Source organism: Mycolicibacterium arabiense (assembly GCF_010731815.2).
In the GTDB taxonomy this organism is placed as follows: domain Bacteria; phylum Actinomycetota; class Actinomycetes; order Mycobacteriales; family Mycobacteriaceae; genus Mycobacterium; species Mycobacterium arabiense.
Window position 1 is genome coordinate 1,065,593 of record NZ_AP022593.1, and the last position, 24,029, is coordinate 1,089,621.

General features: G+C 69.2%; 24 protein-coding genes. 14 read left to right on the forward strand and 10 right to left on the reverse strand.

Annotated elements, in window-relative coordinates; genetic code table 11:
• Positions 1-50: 50 nt before the first annotated feature.
• The 6 genes from G6N61_RS06715 to G6N61_RS06740 form a co-directional block, all read right to left on the reverse strand.
• On the reverse strand, positions 51-368 hold the full coding sequence (locus tag G6N61_RS06715; protein WP_163917827.1) for a DUF4333 domain-containing protein: 318 nt from the start codon (positions 366-368) through the stop codon (positions 51-53).
• 53 nt (positions 369-421) lie between these two features.
• Positions 422-1,480: a zinc-binding metallopeptidase family protein gene (locus tag G6N61_RS06720; protein ID WP_163917828.1), complete on the reverse strand. Its 1,059-nt coding sequence runs from the start codon at positions 1,478-1,480 to the stop codon at positions 422-424.
• The gene (locus G6N61_RS06725; protein ID WP_163917829.1) at positions 1,473-2,396 is read right to left on the reverse strand and encodes a transglutaminase family protein; all 924 of its coding nucleotides are present in this window, start codon (positions 2,394-2,396) and stop codon (positions 1,473-1,475) included. The genes G6N61_RS06720 and G6N61_RS06725 overlap by 8 nt, the downstream gene beginning before the upstream one ends.
• On the reverse strand, positions 2,393-5,068 hold the full coding sequence (locus tag G6N61_RS06730; protein WP_163917830.1) for a circularly permuted type 2 ATP-grasp protein: 2,676 nt from the start codon (positions 5,066-5,068) through the stop codon (positions 2,393-2,395). Before G6N61_RS06730 ends, G6N61_RS06725 begins: the two co-directional genes overlap by 4 nt.
• A gap of 27 nt (positions 5,069-5,095) precedes the next feature.
• Complete coding sequence (locus tag G6N61_RS06735) at positions 5,096-6,025, reverse strand: DUF389 domain-containing protein (RefSeq protein WP_163917831.1); 930 nt, start codon at positions 6,023-6,025, stop codon at positions 5,096-5,098.
• A 65-nt stretch (positions 6,026-6,090) separates the two neighbouring features.
• Entirely contained in the window at positions 6,091-6,399 is a 309-nt protein-coding gene (locus G6N61_RS06740) for a hypothetical protein (RefSeq protein WP_163917832.1), read from the reverse strand.
• A gap of 260 nt (positions 6,400-6,659) precedes the next feature.
• On the opposite strand from G6N61_RS06740, the gene G6N61_RS06745 reads away from it, so the two are divergent.
• From G6N61_RS06745 to G6N61_RS06780, 8 genes are all read left to right on the forward strand, one after another.
• Positions 6,660-7,439: a DeoR/GlpR family DNA-binding transcription regulator gene (locus G6N61_RS06745; RefSeq protein WP_407666392.1), complete on the forward strand. Its 780-nt coding sequence runs from the start codon at positions 6,660-6,662 to the stop codon at positions 7,437-7,439.
• Complete coding sequence (locus G6N61_RS06750; protein ID WP_163917834.1) at positions 7,436-8,932, forward strand: FGGY-family carbohydrate kinase; 1,497 nt, start codon at positions 7,436-7,438, stop codon at positions 8,930-8,932. The genes G6N61_RS06745 and G6N61_RS06750 overlap by 4 nt, the downstream gene beginning before the upstream one ends.
• A gap of 43 nt (positions 8,933-8,975) precedes the next feature.
• Complete coding sequence (locus G6N61_RS06755) at positions 8,976-10,301, forward strand: ABC transporter substrate-binding protein (protein ID WP_163917835.1); 1,326 nt, start codon at positions 8,976-8,978, stop codon at positions 10,299-10,301.
• Positions 10,302-10,368: 67 nt separating this feature from the next.
• Positions 10,369-11,229, forward strand: a complete 861-nt coding sequence (locus tag G6N61_RS06760) for a carbohydrate ABC transporter permease (protein WP_163924639.1) — start codon at positions 10,369-10,371, stop codon at positions 11,227-11,229.
• 23 nt (positions 11,230-11,252) lie between these two features.
• Positions 11,253-12,053, forward strand: coding sequence for a carbohydrate ABC transporter permease (locus G6N61_RS06765; protein ID WP_407666472.1), 801 nt, complete (start codon positions 11,253-11,255; stop codon positions 12,051-12,053).
• A gap of 15 nt (positions 12,054-12,068) precedes the next feature.
• Entirely contained in the window at positions 12,069-13,157 is a 1,089-nt protein-coding gene (locus G6N61_RS06770; protein ID WP_163917836.1) for an ABC transporter ATP-binding protein, read from the forward strand.
• Positions 13,154-13,927 (forward strand): SDR family NAD(P)-dependent oxidoreductase, encoded by a 774-nt coding sequence (locus G6N61_RS06775; protein ID WP_163917837.1) that lies wholly within the window; start codon positions 13,154-13,156, stop codon positions 13,925-13,927. The genes G6N61_RS06770 and G6N61_RS06775 overlap by 4 nt, the downstream gene beginning before the upstream one ends.
• A gap of 55 nt (positions 13,928-13,982) precedes the next feature.
• Entirely contained in the window at positions 13,983-14,804 is an 822-nt protein-coding gene (locus tag G6N61_RS06780) for a BtpA/SgcQ family protein (RefSeq protein ID WP_163917838.1), read from the forward strand.
• Positions 14,805-14,823: 19 nt separating this feature from the next.
• Here G6N61_RS06780 and G6N61_RS06785 read toward each other — a convergent pair whose 3' ends face one another.
• A complete protein-coding gene (locus G6N61_RS06785; protein WP_163917839.1) occupies positions 14,824-15,303 on the reverse strand; it encodes a winged helix-turn-helix transcriptional regulator in 480 nt (159 codons plus the stop codon).
• Between the two features lie 96 nt (positions 15,304-15,399).
• Here G6N61_RS06785 and G6N61_RS06790 point away from each other — a divergent pair, with 96 nt between their 5' ends.
• The gene (locus tag G6N61_RS06790; RefSeq protein ID WP_163917840.1) at positions 15,400-16,590 is read left to right on the forward strand and encodes a thiolase family protein; all 1,191 of its coding nucleotides are present in this window, start codon (positions 15,400-15,402) and stop codon (positions 16,588-16,590) included.
• Between the two features lie 81 nt (positions 16,591-16,671).
• On the forward strand, positions 16,672-17,088 hold the full coding sequence (locus tag G6N61_RS06795) for a hypothetical protein (RefSeq protein WP_163917841.1): 417 nt from the start codon (positions 16,672-16,674) through the stop codon (positions 17,086-17,088).
• A gap of 68 nt (positions 17,089-17,156) precedes the next feature.
• Here the strand turns inward: G6N61_RS06795 and G6N61_RS06800 are convergent, their stop codons facing one another.
• The gene (locus G6N61_RS06800; RefSeq protein ID WP_163917842.1) at positions 17,157-17,606 is read right to left on the reverse strand and encodes a nitroreductase family deazaflavin-dependent oxidoreductase; all 450 of its coding nucleotides are present in this window, start codon (positions 17,604-17,606) and stop codon (positions 17,157-17,159) included.
• Between the two features lie 42 nt (positions 17,607-17,648).
• Positions 17,649-19,469 (reverse strand): aspartate--tRNA ligase, encoded by a 1,821-nt coding sequence (gene aspS, locus G6N61_RS06805; protein ID WP_163917843.1) that lies wholly within the window; start codon positions 19,467-19,469, stop codon positions 17,649-17,651.
• Positions 19,470-19,553: 84 nt separating this feature from the next.
• On the opposite strand from aspS, the gene G6N61_RS06810 reads away from it, so the two are divergent.
• Complete coding sequence (locus G6N61_RS06810; RefSeq protein ID WP_235887433.1) at positions 19,554-20,468, forward strand: oxidoreductase; 915 nt, start codon at positions 19,554-19,556, stop codon at positions 20,466-20,468.
• Between the two features lie 25 nt (positions 20,469-20,493).
• Entirely contained in the window at positions 20,494-21,018 is a 525-nt protein-coding gene (locus G6N61_RS06815) for an SRPBCC family protein (protein WP_163917845.1), read from the forward strand.
• Here G6N61_RS06815 and G6N61_RS06820 read toward each other — a convergent pair.
• Entirely contained in the window at positions 20,987-22,486 is a 1,500-nt protein-coding gene (locus G6N61_RS06820; RefSeq protein ID WP_163917846.1) for a carboxylesterase/lipase family protein, read from the reverse strand. The two genes, G6N61_RS06815 and G6N61_RS06820, sit on opposite strands and share 32 nt — an antisense overlap.
• Before the next feature lie 75 nt (positions 22,487-22,561).
• Here G6N61_RS06820 and ypfJ point away from each other — a divergent pair, with 75 nt between their 5' ends.
• Positions 22,562-23,449 (forward strand): KPN_02809 family neutral zinc metallopeptidase, encoded by an 888-nt coding sequence (gene ypfJ / locus G6N61_RS06825; RefSeq protein ID WP_163917847.1) that lies wholly within the window; start codon positions 22,562-22,564, stop codon positions 23,447-23,449.
• Entirely contained in the window at positions 23,446-24,006 is a 561-nt protein-coding gene (locus G6N61_RS06830) for a DinB family protein (protein ID WP_163917848.1), read from the forward strand. Before ypfJ ends, G6N61_RS06830 begins: the two co-directional genes overlap by 4 nt.
• The last annotated feature ends 23 nt before the right edge of the window (positions 24,007-24,029 follow it).

The window sequence follows — 24,029 nt, forward strand, 5'->3', positions numbered from 1 at the left end:
CCGAGTGCCGCATCGCCACGCGCGGTCACCCGATCGACGCGAGACCCTCGCTACTCCGTGGGCTCGAGTTCCTGGAGATCGAAGGTCGCCTCCTTGCCGTTCACCTCGACGACCTTCAGGTGCGCGAGGTACCCCGTGCCCTCGGGACCGGTGAAGGCGCATTCGAATTCGACACCGACCTGCGCCTCGATGCCATCGGGACACGTCACGTCCTCGGGCGTGAACTGCGTCTGCTTGGCGACGAGGTCCGCCACGAACTGCTGCGTGGGCCCGGGCTCGATCGTCGACTCACCGCATGCCGAGAGGGTCAGCGCGGCCGCGCCGAGGAACAGGCTGACGCCGACGCGGGCGCCACGGGTGGAACTCATGGTGCCGAATGCTGCTGCACCGGCCCGTGAAAGGTCAAAGGACACGCCGCGCGCTAGCCGCCCGCCGCCGCCGCCAGCTTGGCCGGGTCCGAGGTCACTTCGTCGATCACGGTGTGGATGAAGCGCATCTTCTCCAGCACCGCGGGCGGTAGGACGAACGGATACAGGTCGTCATGCCCCATCGACCGGTTCACCATGTTGAGCGCCCAGGACAGCGGCAGCCACATCTCGATGATGGCGTCGAAGCCGCTCGGCCCGAGGTTGCGCCGGTCGAAGGTGGCCGCCGCTGGTGCGAAGCTGAACGCCGCTGCGGTGTCCAGGGTGTCGCGGATGTGCAGGTAGTGGGCGAACGTCTCGGCCCAGTCCTCGGCGGGGTGCATGGTGGCATACGACGAGACGAAGTCCTTGTTCCACCCCGCGGGCGCGCCCTGGCTGTAGTGCCGGTCGAGCGCGGCCTGATAGTCGGCGTCGGCGTCGCCGAACAGCTCCCGTGCCCGTTGCTGATACTCGGGGGCGGTACCGACGAGCCGGTAGTAGTAGTAATGCCCGATCTCGTGCCGGAAGTGGCCGAGCAGTGTGCGATACGGCTCGTCCATGGCGATGCGGAGTTGCTGGCGGTGCACGTCGTCGCCCTCGGCCAGGTCGAGGGTGATGACGCCGTTCGCATGACCGGTGAACACCTTCTCGTCCGCGCTGGACAGCAGGTCGAAGGCCAGGCCGAAGTGGGGATCGTCGTCGCGGCCGACGATGGGGAGCTTCAGGTCCACCAGCTCGACGATCAACCGCCGCTTGGCCTTCTCCGCGGCGGCGAAGGAGGCCAGCGCCACCGTGTCCCCGTCCCGGGGACGCGTCCTGGTCAGCGCACACGACGTGCACAGCTTGCGCACGGGCGCCACCTCGACCAGCCAGTTGCACTTCGCCAGATGGAGATTCGCGCAGAGCTGGTATTCGCTGGCGTCCACGGCGCCGCCGTGTTCGCTCTCGGACCCCTCGGCGATGACCAGGAACGCCATGTCGTCGAGAGAGAAGCCGAGCTTGCTCTTGCAGGACAGACACACCGAGTTCTCGAACGCCAGCCGCTGACCGCAGTTGGGGCAGATGAAGTCACGCACGGAGCAGGCCGCCCTGCAGCGGCGCCACGTCGACCGAGACGTCGATCACGCTGCTCTCGGAGTCGGTGTAGATGATGCCGCGCAGCGGTGGCACGTCGGCGTAGTCCCGACCGAAGCCCACGACCACGTACCGCTCGTCGACCATCGTGTCGTTGGTGGGATCCAGCCCCAACCAATGATTTTGCGGCGTCCACACCGCGGCCCATGCGTGTGTCGCATCGACACCCACCATGCGTTCCCTTCCAGGAGGCGGATCGGTTGCCAGGTATCCAGACACGTAGCTGGCGGCGAGACCGTTGGCTCTCAGGCAGGCGATCGCCAGCCGAGCGAAGTCCTGACATACCCCTTCCCTGGCCACCAAAACCTCCGCCACCTGGGTCGACACCGTGGTGGATCCGGACCGGTAGGTGAAGTCGGCGTGGATCCGGGCATTCAATTCGGTCAGCACGTCGATCAGTGGCCGCCCAGCCTCGAAAGTCGGTGCCGCGTAGGCACGTAGTGCCTCGGTGATCTCCGGTGGCCGCAGATCGAGGGTGAACTCGGTGGCCAGCGCGCCGTCCGCCCCGACGGGCCTGGCGATCTCCCACGGCGCCAGCGCCGAGCCTGCCCCGTAGGACTCCGCCGGTGGCGGGTCGACCGCCACGACGGAGTGACTGGTCACCGACAGCGTCCGGTGCCGGTCGGTGACGTGGAAGTACGAGCTGACGTTGCCGTAGCCGTCGCGGCTCGTCGAACGGTCGGCGGCCTCGGGGTCGACGACCAACTCGTGCGAGAGGCAGCGCTGCGTGCCGGAATCCCTCGGCGTGAGGAAGCCCCGGCCGTAGGAACTCGTCACGTCGTCGGAGTAGCGGTAGGTGGTCCGGTGGGTGATCTCGTAGAGCCTCCCGCCCTGCGAACCCGGTTCGCGGGGGGTCATGCCATCACCCGGCGCTCGGCGGGTCCCCACAGCGGTTGCATCTCCCCCGGTACCGACAGGTGCGTCGCGGTGATGACGCGCGACAGGTCGCGCAGGTCGGAGTGCAGGGCGCCGAGCAGTTCGGCGAAGTCGGCGCGCCGACCCTCGGGTGTGACGTTCTCCAGGTCGGTGGGGTCGGTCCGGCGCAGCCGGGCGATCACGTCGTCGATGGACCGTTCCGGACGCGTCGACCCCGACGAGGACGGAAGTGCCTTGAGGTCGGCCCGGATTCGCTCCAACTGGTAGACCAGCGACCGGGGATTCCCGTCGTCGAACAGCAGCAGGTCCGCCACCGCGGCCACGCTGACCTTGCCGAGGGTCCGCCGCCGGTAGCTGACCGACGACTCGCATGCCACCAGCGTCGACTCGGTGATCGTCTGTTCCGCCTCCGGGCCGCGCACCGTGGTAAGCGTCGCACCGAGCAACGCCGTCAGCCAGGATCCCCGTTCGATGCGCTTGCCGATGTCCATCACCGTCCAGCCGACGTCCTGGACCATCGACTCGGCCGCCACGCCCGAGAGCGCGAGCATGCCCACCAGCGTCTGACTGTGTGCCGCCGCGAGGTACGTCTCGCCCTCGGTCTGGGAATCGGGCGGCAGCGTCGTGGGTTGCAGCACGGCACGCTCGACGGCGGCGAGCACCATCCACGTGTCGTTGGACAATTGGTCGCGCACGGCCCGGGACGCCTGGGCGAGACGGTCGATCGACTGCGCGAGCGACCCGGGGCGATGCCGGTCGGCGGTCAGCGACCACAGCGTGGTCGGCGTCGTGGCGACCATCTCGGCGTGATCGCCGTCGGCGCCGGTGTCCGTGCCGGTGATGTCGCCGAGCGAGGTCAGCAGCACGGGAACGCATTCACTGCCCGCCATCTCCCGGCGGTAGCGGAATTCGTGATAGCGCTCGCGGGTGACGGTCAGCAGACGCGCCATGCCCTCGGCGCGTTCGGCGTACCGACCGAGCCAGAACAGGTCCGCCAGCATGCGCGGGGAGCTGACAGCGCGGGTGGCGCTCGGCGTCAGGACGGGCAGGTCGACGACCGGCGACGGCGTCCACTCGGCGGTCCCGCGGCTCGGGGTGCGAACCCAGACATCCTTTGCCGCAACGGTATTCAACCGGTGGGCGGCGCTGCCAGGAGCCACGAGGTAGCCGAGACCGCCGACCATCGGCGCATAACCGCTGCGCTGCGCGACGGAGAACAGCCGCATCCCCACCTTGCCCGCAGACAGGCCGCCGCGTCGCTGATCGGTGGGGGCCGTGGCGAACTCGGGCAGCTCCTGCCCCACCCACTGCCACGGCGTGGCCGAGATCCGCGCGCCGAGGCGATCGAGTTCGGCCTTGGACAGCTCGGGTCCGACGATCGTTGCGGTCCCGTCGACGGGTCTGATCACCAACGAGCCCAGATGCGACAGCAGATGCGAGCGTTCGACGTCGATACCACCCCAGTACGCCCGAACCGACCGCAGTGCGGGGGTCTCACCCAGGAGCAGCTGGGCCAGTTCGGGCAGGAAGCGTTGCACGCCGGCGCTTTCCAGTATCCCGCTGCCCAGTGTGTTGACGACCGTCACCGCGCCTCGGCGGAGCACCTCGACGAGACCGACGACGCCGAGGCGCGAATCGGCCCGCAGATCCAGCGGGTCGACGAATTCCGCGTCGACGCGGCGCAACACGACGTCGACCCGCTTGAGCGTGCCCAGCGAGCGCATCCACAGCTTGCCGTCGCGGACCACCAGGTCGGCGCTCTCCACCAGCGGGAAGCCCAGTACGCCCGCGAGGTAGGCCTGATCGAACGCGGTCTCGGAGTGAACGCCGGGGCTGAGCACCACGACGACCGGTTCCGCCGCCGACTCCGGCGCGGCGTCGACGAGCGCGAGCCGCAACGCCTGCGCCCACGGCGATGTCGGGCGCGGGCCGATGCCCTCGTACAGGTCGGGCACGGCGTTGGCCACGACGCGTCGGTCTGCCAGTGCGTAGCCGGCGCCCGAGGGCGCCTGCGTCCAGTCCGCGTTGACCACGAACTCCCCCGATGCGCTGCGGCTGACGTCGCACCCGTGCAGGAACAGTTGGTGGCGTCCCGGCACCTCGATGCCGCGCGCCGCGCGGACGTACCCGGGATGTGCGAACAGGAGTTGGGCGGGCAGCACGCCGCTGGTGATCGACTTGCGGTCGCCGTACAGATCGGCCAGCACGGCGTCGAGCAGTCTGGACCGCTGCACCAGACCGGCTTCGAGGACGGCCCAGTCCGCGGCCGACACGACCATCGGGAGCCCATCGAGGTACCAGGGCCCGGGCGCCGCAGCCACGCCGTCGCCGCCCGCGGCGCCGATCACCGACCCGTACCGGTCGGCCTGGACGTAGGTGATGCCGTAGTCGTCGACGAGGCCGCGCACCGTGGCCCGCAGCCGTTCCAGACCACCGTGGCCGCGGTCGGACACGCACTCGGCGAGTTCCCGCCAGGCGGGTCTGACGCCACCGGTCTCGTCGACGAACTCGTCGTAGTCCGCGCCGTCGCGGACGTCGAACAGCGCCCGCTGCGCGATGGCGGTCTGGTACGCGCCGACGACGTCGGCGGCGGACGCACCCGCACCGCCGATCGTCGACATCGGCTCTGGGAGGCCGCCGGCTCGAAGCACCATCAACGCAGAACGGTACGCACCCGGCCGCTACTTGCGCATCTCGTGGCGAACCAGCCGCCCGCTCGGGCGCAGCATCAGCACCAGGACTCCGGCCACCACGATGCCGACGAGGTTGACCACCAGCTGCAGAGCGGACTTCGCCGCGACGTCCCACTGTCCGACGGTGGCGGCCACGACCGCGAAACCGGCTGCGGTGACGGTGTATACGGAGATGAACACCCCGACCAGCCCCGCGGACCTCGACGAGACGAGTGAGAGCATGCCCGCCGCGCCCGCGAGCAGGGCGACGACGAACGACAACGGGCCGACCCGGAAGATGAAGTCGACCTCCTGTACGTGTTCGACGCTGTCGGGGCTCAACCAACCGACGGCCTCGGCCGCCATGGTGGTCAGCGCGGTGATGCCCATTGCGATGGGGAATCCCACGATCAGCGCGGCCGCGGCACGCCGGGCGAGGTTCGCCCTGCGCTGCACCAGCGCGACCGACAGTGCCGCCAGCGGGCCGAACTCCGGGCCGAGGATCATGGCGCCGACGACCGTGACGGTGGAGTCGGTGACCACGCCGATGGCCGTCAGCAGGCATGCGAGCGTGAGGAACAGCACGAACGTGACGCTCAGCGACGCCTCCTCCCGCGTGCGACCAATCAGCTCGTCCCAGATCACGGCGTCGGCCGGGTCGCCGTCCGCCTCCTTCTCGGCGTGGTGCGCACGGGTGGACAGGACGGTGTCGAGGACTTCCAGCGTGATCGCTCCGCGATGTTGAACGTCGAGGTCCTTGAGACGCTTGATCACGTCGTTGGCGCACTCGCGCGCGATGTCGGCGGTGATCTCGTCACCCTCCGGTTCGATCGCCGCCCCCGGGTGCAGCAGTAGGTTCGCGACCCCGGCCTCGCCGCGGAGGACCCCGATGACGTCGTCACGTAGATCCTCGGGTGCGATGACGCGCAAGTGCAGCACGCTCGCACGGTATCGAGGCGATGCGGTGTCGGGGGCCGCCATCGGCAAACCGCCCGGTGTGTCGCCTACCCGATCTCGACCCGGGTACCGGCGTGCCGCTGCTCGATGCCGCTGCTGACACCGGTGAAGAGGTCGTGCGCGTCGACGTCGACGAAACCGTGCAGCTTGAACGTCACGGTGCCGTCGTGGTCGATGACCTCGACGTTGGCGTGTCGCGACATCGCGTGGTTGATGCCCTTGGCGGTCGGACTCGTCTCGCCCGTCGCCTCGTAGCCGTACTGATCCGACAGTCGGTCGCGCAGATCGTCGACGACCTCGCGGATGACTTCGGTGGAGGACGTTCCGACTGGGACGGACACGGTCATCTCTGTCATCGGGAGGTGGTACCCGCTCTGCCGGGGCCGTATTCCGGCGGGCGTGCCGCCCGCACTGGACGGGAAATTCAAGGAATCGTCGTCGAAGTGTGGGCATTCCACACCGACCTGTTATAGATTCACATCCATCGCGCCGCGACGTGCATGTTTCGGTTGTGTTTCGCGGCCACGATGTGAATTTCGAACACATCCAACTCCCGGAAGGGTCGGTGACGTCGACGGTGGATGCCAAGTCCCGGCGGGATCGCATTGCTCGACGCGTGCGTACCGATCGCGAGGTCGGCTTCGCCGAACTGGCGGCTGAGTTCGACGTGTCGGAGATGACGATCCGCCGCGACGTCGAGTCCCTCGAGATGCTCGGACTGGTCCGGCGCGTGGTGGGCGGCGCGATCGCGCTGTCCCGCAAGGACTCCGAGCCCTCCTTCGCTACCCGGGTCGCCAACGCCGCCGAGGAGAAACGCCACATCGCCGACGCGGTGGCCGACCTGATCGGACCCGCCGAGACGCTGATCTTGGACTCGGGCAGCACTGCCCTGGCCGTCGCTCGCTCGCTGCGGGGCCGTGGATTGGGCCTGACGATCGTGACGCCGAGCCTGCTGGCGGCACTGGAACTGGTCAACGAGGCCGACACGACCGTCGTGCTGACCGGCGGCGAACTGCGGCCTGGCGAGCTGAGCCTGATCGGGCCAGCGGCCGAGGACACCCTTGGCAACTACAACTGCGACACGTTCGTCATGGGCGTCGCGGGCATCGACGGCGAGCGCGGAATCTCCGACTACCACCAGTCCGAGAGCCGGGTGAAGCGCGCGGCCAGCCGACGCGCCGACCGGGTCGTCGTCGCGGCGGACAAGAGCAAGCTCGGCCGGGTGACGTTCGTGAGCATCGCCGCGCTCGCGGAGGTCGACGTGATCATCACCGACGGCCCGAGTGACCACCCGGCGCTGGTGGCGGCGCGCTCGCTCGGGGTCGAGGTCGTGACCGTGGCCAGCCACGAAGCGGATTCGCTGTCGAGCCGCGCCGGCGAGGCAGGCACGCGGTGAGCACGCACACGATCGGCATCGACATCGGTACCACCGGCACCAAGACGGTGCTGTTCGACCCGTCGGCCGGCATCGTCGCCCAGGCCGGCCGGGAGTCGACCCTGCACTCCCCGGTACCCGGTGGCGCCGAGGCCGACACCGCGCAGTGGCACGCCAACGTCGTCGACACCATCCGCGAGGTCCTGCGGGTCAGCGGTGTCGACGCCGGCGCGGTGGGCGCCGTCGCGGTGTCCGGCATGGTGCCCGCGGTGATCCCGGTCGACACCCACGGAAAGGCGTTGCGCCGGGCCATCCTTCAGAACGACGCCAGGGCCACCGACGAGGTGCGCCGGCTGGCCGAGGCACTGACGGACGTCGACTTGGTCGCGCTGACCGGTTCGGCGCTGACCCAGCAGTCGGTCGCGCCGACGACGCTGTGGCTGCGGGAGCACGAACCCGACGTCTACGAACGCACGGCGTACTACGTGGGCTCCTACGACTGGGTGCTGATGGCACTCGGCGCCGACGCGCACGTCGAGCAGAACTGGGCGCTGGAGTCCGGCCTGTTCACCATCGACGGCGAGGTCGCCCACCGGGTGGCGGCGGCCTCCGGACTCGACGTCTCGACGTTGCCGCCGGTGTACCGGCCCGGCACCAAGGTGGGCGAAGTCAGCTCCGCCGCAGCCGAACTCACCGGCCTGCGCCCAGGTACCGCACTCGTCGTCGGGGGCGCCGACCACGTGCTGTCGGCCTTCGCCGCCGGGGTGAACCGGCCCGGTGACGCGCTGGTCAAGCTCGGCGGTGCCGGCGACATCCTGGTCGCCAGCGACACGAAGATCGTCGACGAGCGGCTCTACCTCGACGCCCACCCGGTACCGGACCACTGGTTGCCGAACGGCTGCATGGCCACCAGCGGCAGCCTGATCCGGTGGTTCCAGGCGCTGGTTGGCGGCCCGGAACTGACAACGCTGGACGACGAGGCGATGCGCGCGGCCCCCGCCGAGGTGCTGTGCCTGCCCTACTTCCTGGGCGAGAAGAGTCCGCTGCACGATCCCGATCTGCGCGGAGTGTTCGCCGGGCTGCATCTCGGGCACGGCAGGGCCGACGTGTACCGGTCGGTGCTCGAGGCCATCGCCTTCGGCTTCCGCCACCACGTCGACGTCTTCACCGACATCGGCATCGCCCCGACGCGGGTCATGATCACCAACGGTGGGTCGAAGTCCGTGCTGTGGAAGCAGATACACGCCGACGTACTCGGCCTGGAATTGCGTCCCGTCCGTGGGCACCCCGGCGCATCGCTCGGCGCCGCGGTGATCGCCGCCATCGGGATCGGCGCGCTCGACGACTGGTCCGATGCCGCCCGCTTCGTTGCGCTCGATCCACCGGTGGTGCCCGATGAGTCCCGCCGGGCGGTCTACGACGACGCCTACCGAACCTGGCTCGACCTCGGCGCGGCGGTCACGCCCGTCTCGCACACCCTGGCACGACGAACGCCCCAGCGCATCGACGATTGACACACCGAGTGATCCACCCGAAGGAATGAAGGGAAGTGCCGCAGTGAAGTTCACGAAATCCACGACACCTCGACGGAGGCGGCCGTCCCTCGGGTCGGCAACCGTCGCCGTGCTCGCCGCCGTCTCGCTGACGCTCAGCGCCTGCGCAGGCAGCGGAGGACCAGAACAGGCCGAGGCCACCGGAACCGGCGACGTCGGCAAGGACACCTCGGGCACCGTCCGCGTCCTGATGGAGAACGTCCCCGACACCGACATCGTCAAGTCGATGGTGGGTGACTTCAACGCCGAGTACCCCAACGTCACGATCGACGTGGAGACGCTGACCTACGATCAGATGCGCGACAAGCTGGTGTCGTCGTTCCAGGCGCCCGAGGCGACGTACGACCTGATCGTGGTCGACAACCCGTGGATGGTCGACTTCGCCGACGCGAAGTTCCTGCAGCCGCTGGACTCCCGCATCGACAGCACCACCGACTACGACGCCGCGGACTTCTTCCCGTCGCTGACCGACATCACCACCGTCGACGGCGTGCGGTACGCGGTGCCGTTCTACAACTACGCGCTCGGATACGTCTACGACTCCGAGGATCTCGCGCAGGCCAACCAGCAGGTGCCGACCACGCTCGACCAACTGGTCAGCACGTCAAAGGCGCTCAAGGTCGGCGACCGGGCAGGCCTGGCGATGCAACCGCAGCGCGGCTACAAGATCTTCGAGGAGTGGGGCAACTGGCTGTTCGCCGCCGGCGGCTCGATCTACGACGACGAGGGCAAGGTCACGCTGAACACCCCCGAGGCCAAGCGCGCGCTCGAGGCCTACATCGACACATACCGGACGGCCGCCCCGCCGAACAGCCTGAACTGGAGCATGGACGAGGCGCAGCGATCCGTGGCCGCCGGCCAGGCCGCCGCGATGATCAACTACAACTGGCAGCTGCCCGCGCTGAACGAGCCCGGTTCGGGCCCGTCGGCAGGCAAGTTCAAGCTGGCGCCCATCCCCGGCGGCAAGCAGGTGCTGGGATCGTGGAGCTGGGCCATCCCCGCCAACTCCGGATCCTCCGACGCCGCATGGGCGTTCACGTCGTGGCTGACCGCCAAGAAGAACGACGTCGCCCGCACCGAGAAGGGCGGCGCGGCCATCCGGCAGAGCACGCTGAAGGACCCCGCGGTGCTGGGCGGACGCTTCGGCGCGGACTACTACCGCACGGTGGAGCAACTGCTGGCCGACGCGTCGCCGCTGAGCCAGGGACCGAGCGGCGAGGAGATGATCCAGGCCGTGGGAACCGAACTCAACGAGGCCGTCGCGGGCAACAAGAGCGTCGACGACGCCCTGGCCGCCGCTCAGGCTGCGGCCGAGAAGATCCAGGGCTGAGTTCCGGGCCCACGATGACGAGGACACCGGCCGCCCCGAGGAGAGGAGTTCTGCGGCAATGAAGTTCATGACCTTCAAGCACGGCATGATCGCGCCGCTGATCGCACTGTTCCTCGGGGTGGTCGGGTTCCCGCTGCTGTACGCGTTCTACCTCAGCATCACCGACTACAAGCTGACCGACCGCGGCACGCCGTCGATCGTCGGCGCCGGGAACTACGTCTCGACGTTCGGCGACGCCGCGTTCTGGCATGCGTTCGGCACCACGGCGACGTTCGTGGGCGTGGCGGTGGGCTTGGAGTTGGTGATCGGGCTCGCGCTGGCACTGGCCCTGCAGAAGCAGCGCTGGGCGCGCGACGTCACGCGTTCGATGCTGCTGGCGCCCATGTTCATCACGCCGATCGCGGTCGGGCTGATCTTCCGCTTCCTGCTCAACGATCAGCTCGGCGCCATCCCGCACATGTTGCGGGCCATCGGGATCGACTACGACTTCTTCGGTCCCGGTCGCGCGCTGTTCACGCTTGCGTTCATGGACGTGTGGCAGTGGACGCCGTTCATGGTGCTGCTGCTGCTCGCCGGGCTGCAGTCCATCCCGTCGGAACCGTTGGAGGCGGCGCGGGTCGACGGTGCGCGCGGGTGGTACGTGCTGCGCCGCGTGACGTTGCCGCTACTGGCACCGGTGCTCGTGGTGGCGATCCTGCTGCGCAGCCTCGACGCCATGAAGGTGTTCGAGTACGTCTTCGCCACCACCCGCGGCGGGCCGGGCACCGAGACCGAGACGCTGCAGTACTTCGTGTATCAGACGGGGATTCAGTTCTTCCGGCTCGGCTCGGCGTCGTCGATGGCCTTCGTCGTACTCGTGGTGGTGCTGACGATCATCGTGATCGCGTTCCGCAGGCTGGAGCGCACGCGGCGAGGGGAGCAATCGTGAAGTCGGCGATCAAGGACTCCCCCGTGCTGACGGTGTGCCGGGTGGCGCTACTGTGGGCTGCTGGGATCACTGTGCTGTTCCCGCTGGCGTGGGTGGCCCTGGCCAGCGTGAAGTCACCGCAGCAGCTCAACGAGCCGTTCCTGCTGCGGTTCACGCCCACGTTCGAGGCGTGGCGCACGGTGCTGTCGTCGGACATCCTCGCCGCTGCCGGACGCAGTGCGATCGTCGGGCTGACCACCGTCGGCGTCAGCGTCGTCGTCGGCAGCCTCGGCGCCTACGCGATCGCCCGCTACCGCGCAGGCGGCACCGCCACGCGGTTCGGGATGCTGGCCGCCCAGGTATTGCCGCCTGCGGTGCTGGTGTTCCCGTTCCTGAGCATGGCGTACGCGTTGCGACTCAACGACACCCTGATCCCGGTGATCTTCGCCCACCTCAGTTTCGTTCTGCCCGTGGTGACCTGGTTCCTGATCGGCTTCTTCGAGGCGGTCCCCCGCTCGCTGGAGGAGCAGGCGCAGGTCGACGGATTCACCCGGTGGCAGGCCTTTCGGCTGGTCGTCCTGCCGCAGGTGCTGCCCGGCATCGGCGCCGCAGCGATCTTCGGTTTCACGCTGTCGTGGAACGACCTGTTCTACGGGCTCATCCTGGCCCCCGGCGAGGCGGCGATCCTGCCGGTCGCGATCGCCGGCTTCAACACGTTCCGCGGCGTGCAGATCGGGTCGATGAGCGCCGCGATCCTCATTGCCGTCATACCCGTCGTCATCGCGAGCTTCTTCATCCAGCGCAAGTTGGTGCAGGGCATCAGCGGCGGCGCGGTGAAGTTCTGAAAGGCACCCAGACACATGGCAACGGTTCACTTCTCGGGCGTGACGAAGTCCTACGGCTCGACATCCGTGGTGGACGACCTGAACCTGGAGCTGCCCGATGGGTCGTTCACCGTTCTGGTCGGTCCGTCGGGATGCGGCAAGTCGACGTCACTGCGCATGCTGGCCGGCCTCGAATCGGTCACGTCGGGGTCCATCACCATCGACGGACGTGACGTCACCCACCTGCAGCCGCGCGAGCGCGACGTCGCGATGGTGTTCCAGAACTATGCGCTCTACCCACACCTGACCGTTCGGGAGAACATCGCGTTCCCGCTGCGGGCGTCGAAGACCCCCCGCGCCGAGGCGATCACGCGTGCCGACGAGGTCGGTGAATCACTGGGCCTCGGCAAGCTGATGGCGCGAAAGCCGAAGGACCTGAGCGGAGGTCAGCAACAGCGCGTCGCGATCGGCCGCGCGATCATCCGCCAGCCCTCGGTGTTCCTGTTCGACGAACCACTGAGCAACCTCGACGCGAAGCTGCGCGTGGAGACCAGGACCGAACTGCTGCAGATCCAGCGCAGGCTCGGGATCACCTCGCTGTACGTCACGCACGACCAGGAGGAGGCGATGACGCTGTCCGACCGCATGGTGGTGATGCGCGACGGCCGCGCCGCCCAGGTCGGTACGCCGCTGGAGGTGTACGGGTCACCGGTCGACAGCTTCGTGGCGTCCTTCGTCGGCAGCCCGAAGATGAACCTCGTCGACGGCGAGATCGCCGACGGCGCCTTCATCGCGCGCAGTGGGCTACGGCTGGCGCTCGACGGCGCCGGTGCGCCCGGGCGGGTCACGCTGGGCGTGCGGCCCGACGACCTGCTGGTCGTCCCGGACGCGGACGCCGAAGCCCGGGTGACGCTGGTCGAACTGCTGGGCCCCAGGGCCATCGTGACGATCGCCGCTCGGGGCTCGAACCTCACCAGTGTGGTCGAGACACAACGCATGTCGGGAATCGCCGAGGGCACACCGGTCGCCCTGTCGGTGCGCCCGGGTGCCGCACACGTCTTCGACGCAGAGACCGGCCGACGACTCGTCGGCGACACCAAGGATGGGAAACAACCTCAGAGATGACCAGGACAGTGGTAGTGACCGGCGCGGGATCCGGTATCGGACGGGCGATCTCACGCACCCTCGCCGAACGCGGATGGAGTGTCGTGGTGACCGACGTCGATGCCGACGCCGCGGGTGCCGTCGCGGCGGAGCTTCCCGCCGTGGACGGCGCCCCGCACGAGTGGGCCGCACTCGACGTGAGGTCGCCGTCGGACGCCACCGCGCTGGCCTTCTCGACCGCCGACCGGATCGGCCTGGACGCCTGGGTGAGCAACGCGGGCGTCTCGTTCATGCACCGCTTCCTCGACGCACCGGTCGAGCGCTTCGACCAGACCATGGACGTCAACCTCAAGGGCGTCTTCGTGTGTGGTCAGGCTGCGGCTCGGGCCATGCTGCGCTCCGGTACCGGCGGCGCCATCGTGAACACCGCGTCGATGGCGGGCAAGCAGGGGCGCGTGCCGTTCCTCAGCGACTACGTGGCGTCGAAGTTCGGCGTCGTGGGTCTGACCCAGGCGATGGCGTACGAACTCGGCGAGCACGACATCCGGGTCAACTGCGTCTGCCCCGGCTACGTCGAGACCCCCATGCAGTCAAGGGAATTGGAGTGGGAGGCGCAGCTGCGTGGCACGACGGTCGACGGCGTGCGGACCATGATGCTCGACGACACTCCCCTGCGCCGCCTCGAGCAGCCCGAGGACGTGGCCCTTGCGGTCGCCTTCCTGCTCTCCCCCGACTCGCGCTTCATCACCGGCGAGGCGCTGGCCGTCAACGGCGGCGCCTTCATGGACTAGCCCGACCACGCCTGCACGACACATCGTTCACACACCTGCAACGAAAGGCACGACCTTGACCACGACCTGGCTCGACGAGGTCTTCATCGTCCGCAAACCCGTCATCGCCATGCTGCACCTGGCCGCTCTGCCCGGTGACCCCGGCTACGACAGCGCCGCGGGCATCGCCGCCGTCGTCGCGCGCGCCCGCGAGGAGCTCGACGCGCTGCAGTCCGGCGGCGTCGACGGCGTGATGATCTCCAACGAGTTCAGCCTGCCCTACCTCACCAAGACCGAGCCGATCACCGCGATCACGATGGCCCGCATCATCGGAGAGTTGTTGCCCGAGATCGCCGTTCCGTTCGGCGTCAACGTGCTGTGGGACGGCCGGGCATCGATCGACCTCGCCGTGGCGACCGGGGCGAGCTTCGTCCGGGAGATCTTCACCGGCGTGTATGCCAGTGACTTCGGCCTGTGGAACACCAACGTCGGCGAGACGGCACGGCACCGCGCCCGCGTCGGCGGCAGCCACGTCAAGCTGTTCTTCAACATCGTGCCCGAGTCGGCCACCTACCTGGCCGCGCGCGATCTGGCGTCGATCACCCGGACGACGGTGTTCGCCACCCTGCCCGACGCGATCTGCGTGTCCGGCGCGACGGCGGGAGCGCCCACCGATTCGCAGGCCGTGCGGGTGGTGAAGGAGGCGGCCGGTTCGGTGCCGGTGTTCGTCAACACCGGCGTGCGCGCCGAGAACGTCGCGACCCAGCTCGACCTCGCCGACGGCGCCATCGTGGGGACCTACTTCAAGGAAGACGGCGTCTTCGAGAACCGCGCCAAGCGCTCGCGCGTCGAGGAACTGATGACCCAGGCCAGGGAGTTCCGCAAGCAATTGGCCTGACCCGGTTCGCCGGCGCGCGTCAGGCCGACGCGCGCCGGTCGAGCCGCACGCCGAGTTCGTCTGGTGACACGAGATGCCCCTTGGCGCAGCGAATCTCGACGGTCGCATCGGATCCGCAGTCGAGGTGGGTGAGCCGCAGCCGGGTGTCGTCGTCGACGTGCTTGCGGCCCCACTCGAACATCGCCCACACAACGGGCATGAAGTCGGTGCCCGCGTCGGTCAGCACGTATTCGTCGCGGCTGCGCTGGCCGGGTTCACGGTAGGGCCGCTTCTCGAGCAGGCCCACCTCGACGAGTTCGGCGAGCCGCGCGGACATCGCAGCCTTGGTGACGCCCACGCGCCGGGCGAAGTCGTCGAAGCGCGTGGTGCCGTAGTACGCCTCGCGCATGACCAACATGGCCGACTTGGTGCCCACCAGCGCCATGGTCTTCTCGATCGGGCAGCGGCCGACGGCCGACCAGGCATCGCGGTCGGCGAGAGGTCCCTGCAACAGGTTCACGGAATGAACTCCCCATCTGAGTTGTTCTAACTATACCCAGGTGGTATATCTCTGGGTACATACGAGAATACTCAGCGATGAGTTCAGGAGGACACCATGAGCGGGTCGTTTTCAGATCGTGACGCCGTCATCGTCGGCGCGGTGCGCACACCGGTCGGCAAGGGCAAGGCCAACGGCGCACTGCACGACGTGCTGCCCGTCGACCTGCTGGCGCACAGCCTGCGCGAGATCGTCGAACGGACCGGAGTGGATCCGGCCCTGGTCGACGACGTCATCGCGGGCGCGGTGACCCAGGTGGGCGACCAGTCCGTGAACATCGCCCGCAACGCCCTGCTGGGCGCGGGGTTCCCCGAGACGGTTCCCGGCACCACCGTCGACCGCCAGTGCGGCAGCAGCCAGCAGGCGATCCACTTCGCCGCTCAAGGCGTAATCTCCGGGTCCTACGACATCGTGATCGCCGCGGGCGTCGAGTCGATGTCGCGCGTACCCATGGGCTCGAGCGTGCTGCCCGGCAGCGACCCGTTCGGCGCCGGCATGGCGGCCCGCTACCCCGACGGGCTGGTTCCTCAGGGCATCAGCGCCGAGCTGATCGCCGCGAAGTGGGGACTGTCCCGCACCGAACTCGACGAGTTCTCCGCCGCCAGCCACGAAAAGGCCGCTCGCGCAACGAAGGACGGTTCGTTCGACAGGGAGTTGGCGCCCATCGCCGGGCTGTCGACCGACGAGATCATCCGCCCCGGCACCACCGTCGAGACGCTGGCCGGTCTGCGGCCCGCGTTCTTCAGCGAGGCCGTCGGCGAGCGGTTCCCGCAGATCGGGTGGAACATCACGCCCGGCAATTCCTCGCCGCTGTCGGACGGCAGCGCCGCTGTGATGATCACCAGCGGTGCCACGGCCCGCAAGCTGGGGCTCGTGCCGCTGGCCCGCATCCACACGATGACGGTGGTGGGCTCCGACCCGCTGTACATGCTGACCGGCGTCATCCCGGCGACCGAGAAGGTGCTCGCCCGTTCGGGACTCAGCCTGACCGACATCGACCTGTTCGAGGTCAACGAGGCGTTCGCGCCCGTGGTGCTGGCCTGGGCGAAGGACACGGGAGCCGATCTGGCGAAGACCAACGTCAACGGCGGCGCGATCGCGATCGGCCACCCGTTGGGCGCCAGCGGTGCGCGGATCATGACCACGCTCGTCAACGCGCTCGAGCAGCGGGACGCCCGCTACGGGTTGCAGACGATGTGCGAGGGCGGTGGCATGGCCAACGCAACGATCATCGAGCGACTCGGCTGACCCGGGCCCACCCGCGTGACGCCTTCGTGACGCCGGATCCGATGGCGGTTCGCCCATGCGCCAACGGGTTATCGCCACCGCATGAAGAAACTCCACCACTCGATGTTCGTCTCGGGCGTGGCGGCGATCGCGGCCGCAGGCTTGCTGGTCGGCTGCAGCAGCGACGAGGAGACCGGGCAGCCGAGTGACACCGGCACCTCGGTGAGCACGATGCCGGCCACCACGCCGTCGGCCGTTCCGCCGCCCACCACGTCCGGGTCGCCCGGCCTCGACAGCCAGGATCCAGCCGGCACGGCGCCATCCCCGACCGGCGGCGCATCGGGCAGCGGTGGCGGCGACACCGGGGGCTCCAGCGGCCCCAGCCAGACGGTCAGCGGCGGCATCTCCGCTACTCCCCCGCCGGTGAACGGCAGCGCCACGGCGCCGACCGGCGACAACCTGCCCGGGGAGAACGCCGGACCCCAGGGTCGCCCCGGGACGCCCGGCGACGACAACTAGCCACGAGACTGCGCGCAGGGCTGCGATCCGCTCCGGATCGCAGCCCTGCGTGCGGTTTCAGTGAGTGGTCAGTCGCGGACGAGTTCGAACAGCGGGATGCGACGCGTGGTGTTCGCCTGGTACTCGGCGAACACCGGGGCCTGCTCGACCACCTTGGGGTAGGCCGCGTCGCGTTCGTCGTCGGGTAGCTCGCGCGCTGTCACCTCGACGGTCTCGGTACCCACCTCGATGCGAGCGCGCGGGTTCGCGCGCAGGTTGTGCACCCACGCCGGATCCTTCGGTGCACCCGCATACGACCCGATGATCACCATCTTGCCGTCGATGGTGAGGTAGGCCAGCGGTGACAGTCGCGCAGCGCCGGACTTCGCACCCGTGGTGTGCAGGAGCAGGATCTGGCCATCCGCGAACGGCCCGCCGACCTTGCCGCCGTTGGCGCGGAATTCCTCGACGACGTTGCGGTTGAACTCGTCGAGTGCGTTGATGTCGGAGACCAGCTTGGCCTTGTCGATGTCGGTCATGTCACATCAGAAGTCGGCTCGGCGGAGGACTATTCCCGATCGCTACGACTTCGCGTCGGCGCCGGCCTGCTTGGGCTTGGCGTCGATTCCCGACTCCTTGCGCTGCTGTGGCGTGATCGGCGCGGGCGCATCGGTCAATGGATCGACACCGCCGCCGGACTTCGGGAACGCGATCACCTCGCGGATCGAGTCCACGCCCGAGAGCAGCGCGACGATGCGGTCCCAGCCGAACGCGATGCCACCGTGCGGCGGGGCGCCGAAGGTGAACGCGTCGAGCAGGAAGCCGAACTTGTCCTGCGCCTCGTCGTGGTCGATGCCCATCATCGCGAACACCCGCTCCTGCACGTCGCGACGGTGGATGCGGATGGACCCGCCGCCGATCTCGTTGCCGTTGCAGACGATGTCGTAGGCGTTGGCCAGCGCGGTGCCCGGCTCGGTGTCGAACGTGGCCTCGGATTCCGGCTTGGGCGAGGTGAACGCGTGGTGCACCGCGGTCCACGCACCCGACCCGACGGCCACGTCGCCGGAGGCGGTCGCGTCGTCGGCGGGCTCGAACAGCGGCCAGTCGACCACCCAGGCGAACGCCCACGCGGCCGGGTCGATCATGTCGAGGCGCTTGGCGACCTCGATGCGGGTGGCGCCGAGCAGTGCCCGCGCCGCCTTGACCGGGCCCGCGGAGAAGAAGATGCAGTCGCCGGGCGCGGCTCCGACGTGGGCGGCGAGACCGTCGCGTTCGGCATCGGTGAGGTTCTTCGCCACGGGTCCGCCGAGGGTGCCGTCCTCGGCGACCAAGACGTACGCCAGGCCCTTGTGACCGCGCTGCTTCGCGAACTCCTGCCAGCCGTCGAGTGTGCGCCGCGGCTGGGATGCGCCACCGGGCATGACGACCGCGCCCACGTAGGGCGCCTGGAACACGCGGAACGTCGTGTCGGCGAAGTACTCGGTGCACTCGACGAGCTCCAGTCCGAACCGCATGTCCGGCTTGTCCGAGCCGAACCGGCGCATGGCCTCGGCGTAGGTGATGCGCGGGATCGGCAGCGGCAGGTCGTAGCCGATCAGGGCCCATAGCGCCTTGAGGACCTGCTCGGAGACCGCCATGACGTCGTCGGCGTCGACGAAGCTCATCTCCATGTCGAGCTGGGTGAACTCCGGCTGACGGTCGGCGCGGAAGTCCTCGTCGCGGTAGCAGCGGGCGATCTGGTAGTACCGCTCCATCCCCGCCACCATCAGCAGCTGCTTGAACAGCTGCGGGCTCTGCGGCAGCGCGTAGAACGACCCTGGCTGCAGGCGGGCGGGCACCAGGAAGTCCCGGGCGCCCTCGGGGGTGGAGCGGGTCAGCGTCGGCGTCTCGATCTCGACGAAGTCGTGCCCGGCCAACACATTGCGAGCGGCGGCGTTGACCTTGGACCGCAGCCGCAGCGCTGCGCCCGGCCCTTCGCGACGCAGGTCGAGGTAGCGGTATTTCAGGCGCGCCTCCTCCCCCGGTGTCTCGTCGAGTTGGAAGGGCAGCGGCGCACTCTCGCTCAGCACGGTGAGCGTGGTCGCGTTGACCTCGATGTCGCCGGTGGGGATGTCGGCGTTCGCGTTCCCCTCCGGACGGACCTCGACCACGCCCGTGACGGCAACGCAGAACTCCGAGCGGAGCCGATGCGCCTGCTCCAGCACGCCCGCGTCGCGGAACACCACCTGCGCGACGCCCTGCCAATTCCCCGAGTCGCTGCGCTCCCGCCCGCCGGAACCGTCCCGCAGGTCGATGAAGATCACCCCACCGTGGTCGCGCCGGCGCGCCACCCAGCCGGCGAGCGTCACCGTCTGCCCGGCATCGGTGGACCGCAACGATCCGGCGGCGTGACTGCGCAACACGAAGACTCCTCGTCCTGGGGGTGGGTACTGGTAACGAACCGACTGATGAGTCTAGTGCGGGCGGTGCGGGGGTATTTTCGCCCCGTGGACCAGCGCCCTCGCGAAGATGCCGACGTCAGCAGGATCGCCGTGGTCGGGCCCGGCGCCATCGGGACCACCGTCGCGGCGCTGCTGTACGAGGCGGGACACGACGTCCTGGTCTGCGGACGTACGCCGCGTGCCACCTCCGAGGTGCGCCCCGACGACGGCGACGCGGTCGTGGTGCCGCATCCGGTGTGCACCGATCCCGCCGAGGTCGACGGTCCGGTCGACGTCGTCCTCTTGACGGTCAAGGACACTCAGACCGAGTCCGCAGCCGGGTGGCTGCAGGCACTGTGCGGGCCCGACACCGTGGTGTGCGCGCTGCAGAACGGCGTCGAGCAGGTCGAACGCGTCGGGCGGTACTGCCCGGGATCGACGGTAGTGCCGTGCGTGGTGTGGTTCTCGGCCGAGACACAGCCCGACGGGTCGGTGCGGCTGCGCACCCCGGTGCGGCTCGTCCTGCCCGACGAGCCGGCGGGACGCGATCTCGTCGAGCGGTTGACCGGTCCGCGGATGTCGGTCGAGGCCAACCCGGATTTCCTCAGCGCCGCGTGGCACAAATTGCTCGTCAACGCCGTCGGTGCGTTGATGGTGCTGTCGGGCCGCACCTCGGGCAGCTTCCGTCGCAACGACGTCGCCGCCCTGGCACGGGCCTATCTCGCCGAGTGCCTGGCCGTTGCGCGCGCCGAGGGGGCGAACCTGGGCGACGAGGTGATCGACCAGACGGTCGCGCTGTTCGCTGGGCTGCCCGAGGACCTGACGACGTCGATCCTCACCGACCGCCAGCACGGCAGGCCGCTGGAGTGGGACGTCCGCAACGCGGTGGTGGTGCGCCGCGCGGCGGTCCACGGTCTGCCGACGCCGATCGGCGACGTGATGGTGCCGCTGCTGGCCGCCGCCAGCGACGGTCCGGGGTAGACACTTGGGCCTAGAGTGTCTACCCATGGCACGTACCTACCCGTGTGACCGCGTCGGCCTCGACTTCATCGAGTCGGCCCCGTTCCGATTCGTCAGCACCGTCGACCTGCCGATCACACCCGAGCAGCTGTTCGGAGTACTCGGCGACGCCGAGTCGTGGCCGCAGTGGGCCTCGGTGATCACCCACGTGGAGTGGACCAGCCCCGAACCGCGGGGCGTCGGCACCACGCGGACGGTCACGATGCGCGGCAACATCGTCGGCGACGAGGAGTTCCTCGCTTGGGAGCCGTTCACGCACATGGCCTTTCGCTTCAACCAGAGCACGTCGAACGCGATCTCGGCGTTCGCCGAGGACTACCGCGTGATCGAGACGCCGGGCGGCTGCCACCTGACGTGGGTCATGGCGATGCAGCCGAACGGGACCGCGGGGCGGCTGGGCATGACCCTGTTCCAGCCCGTGATGGCCTGGCTGTTCCAGCGTTTCCTGCACAACCTGCGGCGCTACACCGACGAGCGGTTCAGTACAGCCCCTCCCACGCCGAACGCCTGATCCGGTCGGGATCGGCGACGGTTTCGTCCCTGGTGGACCTGATGATCCGGGTACGTCGGTCGCGGTCGTCGTAGAGCGGCCACTCCCCGCCCTCCTGCACGCCGAGGCGGCCCTTGGCGAAGTCCAGCCAGGTGCGCTGCATGCGGCGGCCCACCGCGGGTTGGACGCGGCGGCCCAGCGGGTGGATCTTGCGCCCGAGATACGACGAGTAGCTGTGCTGTACGTGCACGATCTCGCTGCCGTGGGTGGCCCCGAGACCCAGCGCGCGCAGCGTCCAGGTGGCGTGGTCGAACCGGTAGACGTGCGTCGGCGCGAGCGCGCTGTACGCGTCGGCGAACGCCCACGTCGGCGCGCCGAACATCGCATCGGCACCGAAGGCCACCAGTGCGCTGCGCCGCGGGTACGCCGGATAGGCGGCGAGCACGTCGTCCTTGGCGTGCGGCGCGGTGCGCGCGAAGTAGGACTCGATCCCGTCGAGGGTCGTCGGCAGCATGGGCGGCTTGCCCCAGGCGAACATCGACGCCTCGTGGGTGTTGGTGCCGACGATCAGCGGGATGCGTGCCACCGCACCCGCCCGTGCCGCGTCGATCGGGTGCCGGGGCAGCAGGTCGACGCCGTGGGTGAGCCCGTAGGCGAGGTGCGGACTGTCCGCCGCGCTCTCCCCCTGCAGCTCGCCTGCCGCACGGCGCAGGCGACGCTGCGGCAGCGCCTTCACCTCGTCGACGCCGACGCCGAGCCGCTCGAGGAAACGCCAGGCGCGCCCGGCCCTGGTCTCGCGGTCCGCGATCAGTGGCAGGGCGGGGCTCTGCGCGATCGCGCGGGTGAACAGTCCGCGGGCGGCGGGCGTGGCGAGTAGCGCCAACACCGATGTCGCACCGGCGGATTCGCCGAACACCGTCACCCGGTCGGGGTCGCCGCCGAATGCCGCGATGTTGTCGCGCACCCAGGACAGCGCCGCCAGTTGATCCCGCAGGCACAGGTTGTCGTCGAACCCGTCGCCGAGCGTGCTGAGGTCGAAGCCGCCGAAGACGCCAAGCCGGTAGGTCACGTTGACCACGACGACGCCGCCGTTGGCCGCCAGCCGCGATCCGTTGTAGAGCTGTAGCTGCCCGGCCCCGTAGACGAACGCACCGCCGGGAATCCACACCATCACCGGCAGCGATGCCGTCGGATCGGGCGACCACACCGTCACCGTCAGGCACGCCTCGTCGCGGATCTTGGGGTCGTCGCGCCCACCGCCGACGAAGGACCGGCCCTGTGGCGGCAGCGGCCCGTGCTCGACGGCGTCGCGCACCCCCGACCACGGCTCGAGCGGAACGGGGGCGAGGAAGCGGCGGTCTTCCACCGGCTGCTCGGCAAATGCCACGCCGCGCCACACGTTGACCCCGCCCTCGACGGCGCCACGCAGGACCCCGTGGCGGGTCTGCGCGATCGTTCGATCCTCCGCGGTTTCGCGCTGAGCCGTCACGGGGAAATCCTAGTGTGCGAAGCTGAACGCGGCTGCGGCGCAGCCACCCCTGACGTGTCGATGAATGGAGCGCGCATGACGTTCAACGAGGGCATGCAGATCGACACGAGCACCACCCGATCCAGCGGTGGCGGAGGCGGCGGTGGACGGGGAATCGCCGTCGGCGGCGGTCTCGGCGGCCTGATCATCGTGGTCGTCGCGCTGTTTCTCGGGGTGGACCCGAGCACGATGGGCGCCGGCCCAGGCGAGTCGCAGGGCGTACAGACGCCCGGCTTCGACCTGAGCCAGTGCCGCACCGGCGCGGACGCGAACAACATCGTCGAGTGTCGAGTGGTGGCGACCGGGAACTCGGTCGACGCCGTCTGGTCACAGTTGCTTCCCGACTACACGCGCCCCACGGTCCGGCTGTTCCAGGACAACGTCGAGACACAGTGCGGGCCGGCCACCGAAGCCGTCGGGCCGTTCTACTGCCCGCCCGACCAGACGGCCTACTTCGACGTGGACTTCTTTCAGACGCTGAAGACCGAGTTCGGCTCCAGCGGCGGGCCACTGGCGCAGGAATACGTCGTCGCCCACGAGTTCGGCCACCACGTGCAGGACCTGCAGGGCACCCTCGTCAACGCGCAGCGGGACCCGACCGGTCCCGAGGGCGGCGGCGTCCGCACCGAGCTGCAGGCCGACTGCTACGCGGGCATCTGGGCGCACTACGCGTCGATCACCAAGCAGGAGGGCACCGGCCAGCCGTTCCTGGAACCGTTGACGGACAACGACATCGCCGACGCGCTGTCGGCGGCGGCATCGGTCGGCGACGACCGCATCCAGGAGAAGACGCAGGGTCGCGTCAGCCCCGAGGCGTGGACGCACGGCTCGGCTGCCGGGCGGCAGTACTGGTTCACCGAGGGCTACCGCACGGGCGACGTGAACGCGTGCGACACCTTCGCTGCGCAAGACCTGCACCAGTGACGACGGCCGAGGTCGACGGTCCGAACGGCATCGAGCCGGACACGAAGGATTGGACGTGGGTCCTCGAACGACCCTGTGACGAGTGCGGTTTCAACGCCTCCTCGATCTCGCACTACGACGTCGCGGGGGCCATCCGCCGCGACGCCGCCGACTGGGTCCGCCGCCTGTCCGGGCCCTCGGTGCGCGAGCGGTCGAATCCCGCGGTGTGGTCGGTGCTCGAGTACGGCTGTCACGTCCGCGACGTGCACCGGATGTTCGACGGCAGGGTCCGGCTGATGCTCGCCGAGGACGAACCGCTCTTCCCCAACTGGGATCAGGACGCCACCGCCGTGGACGACGACTACGCCTCCCAGCACGCCGCGGTGGTCACCGAGGGCCTGGTGCAGGCCGCGCACCGGGTCGCCGACACCTACGCGTCGGTGTCTGCCGACCAGTGGTCGCGACCGGGGCTGCGCAGCAACGGCAGCAGGTTCACGGTGTCGACCATCGCGGTCTACCACCTGCACGACGTCGTCCACCACGGGTGGGACGTCGACTCGCCACGGATCGGCCGGTAATCCGAAGAGGCTGATCACGTTGA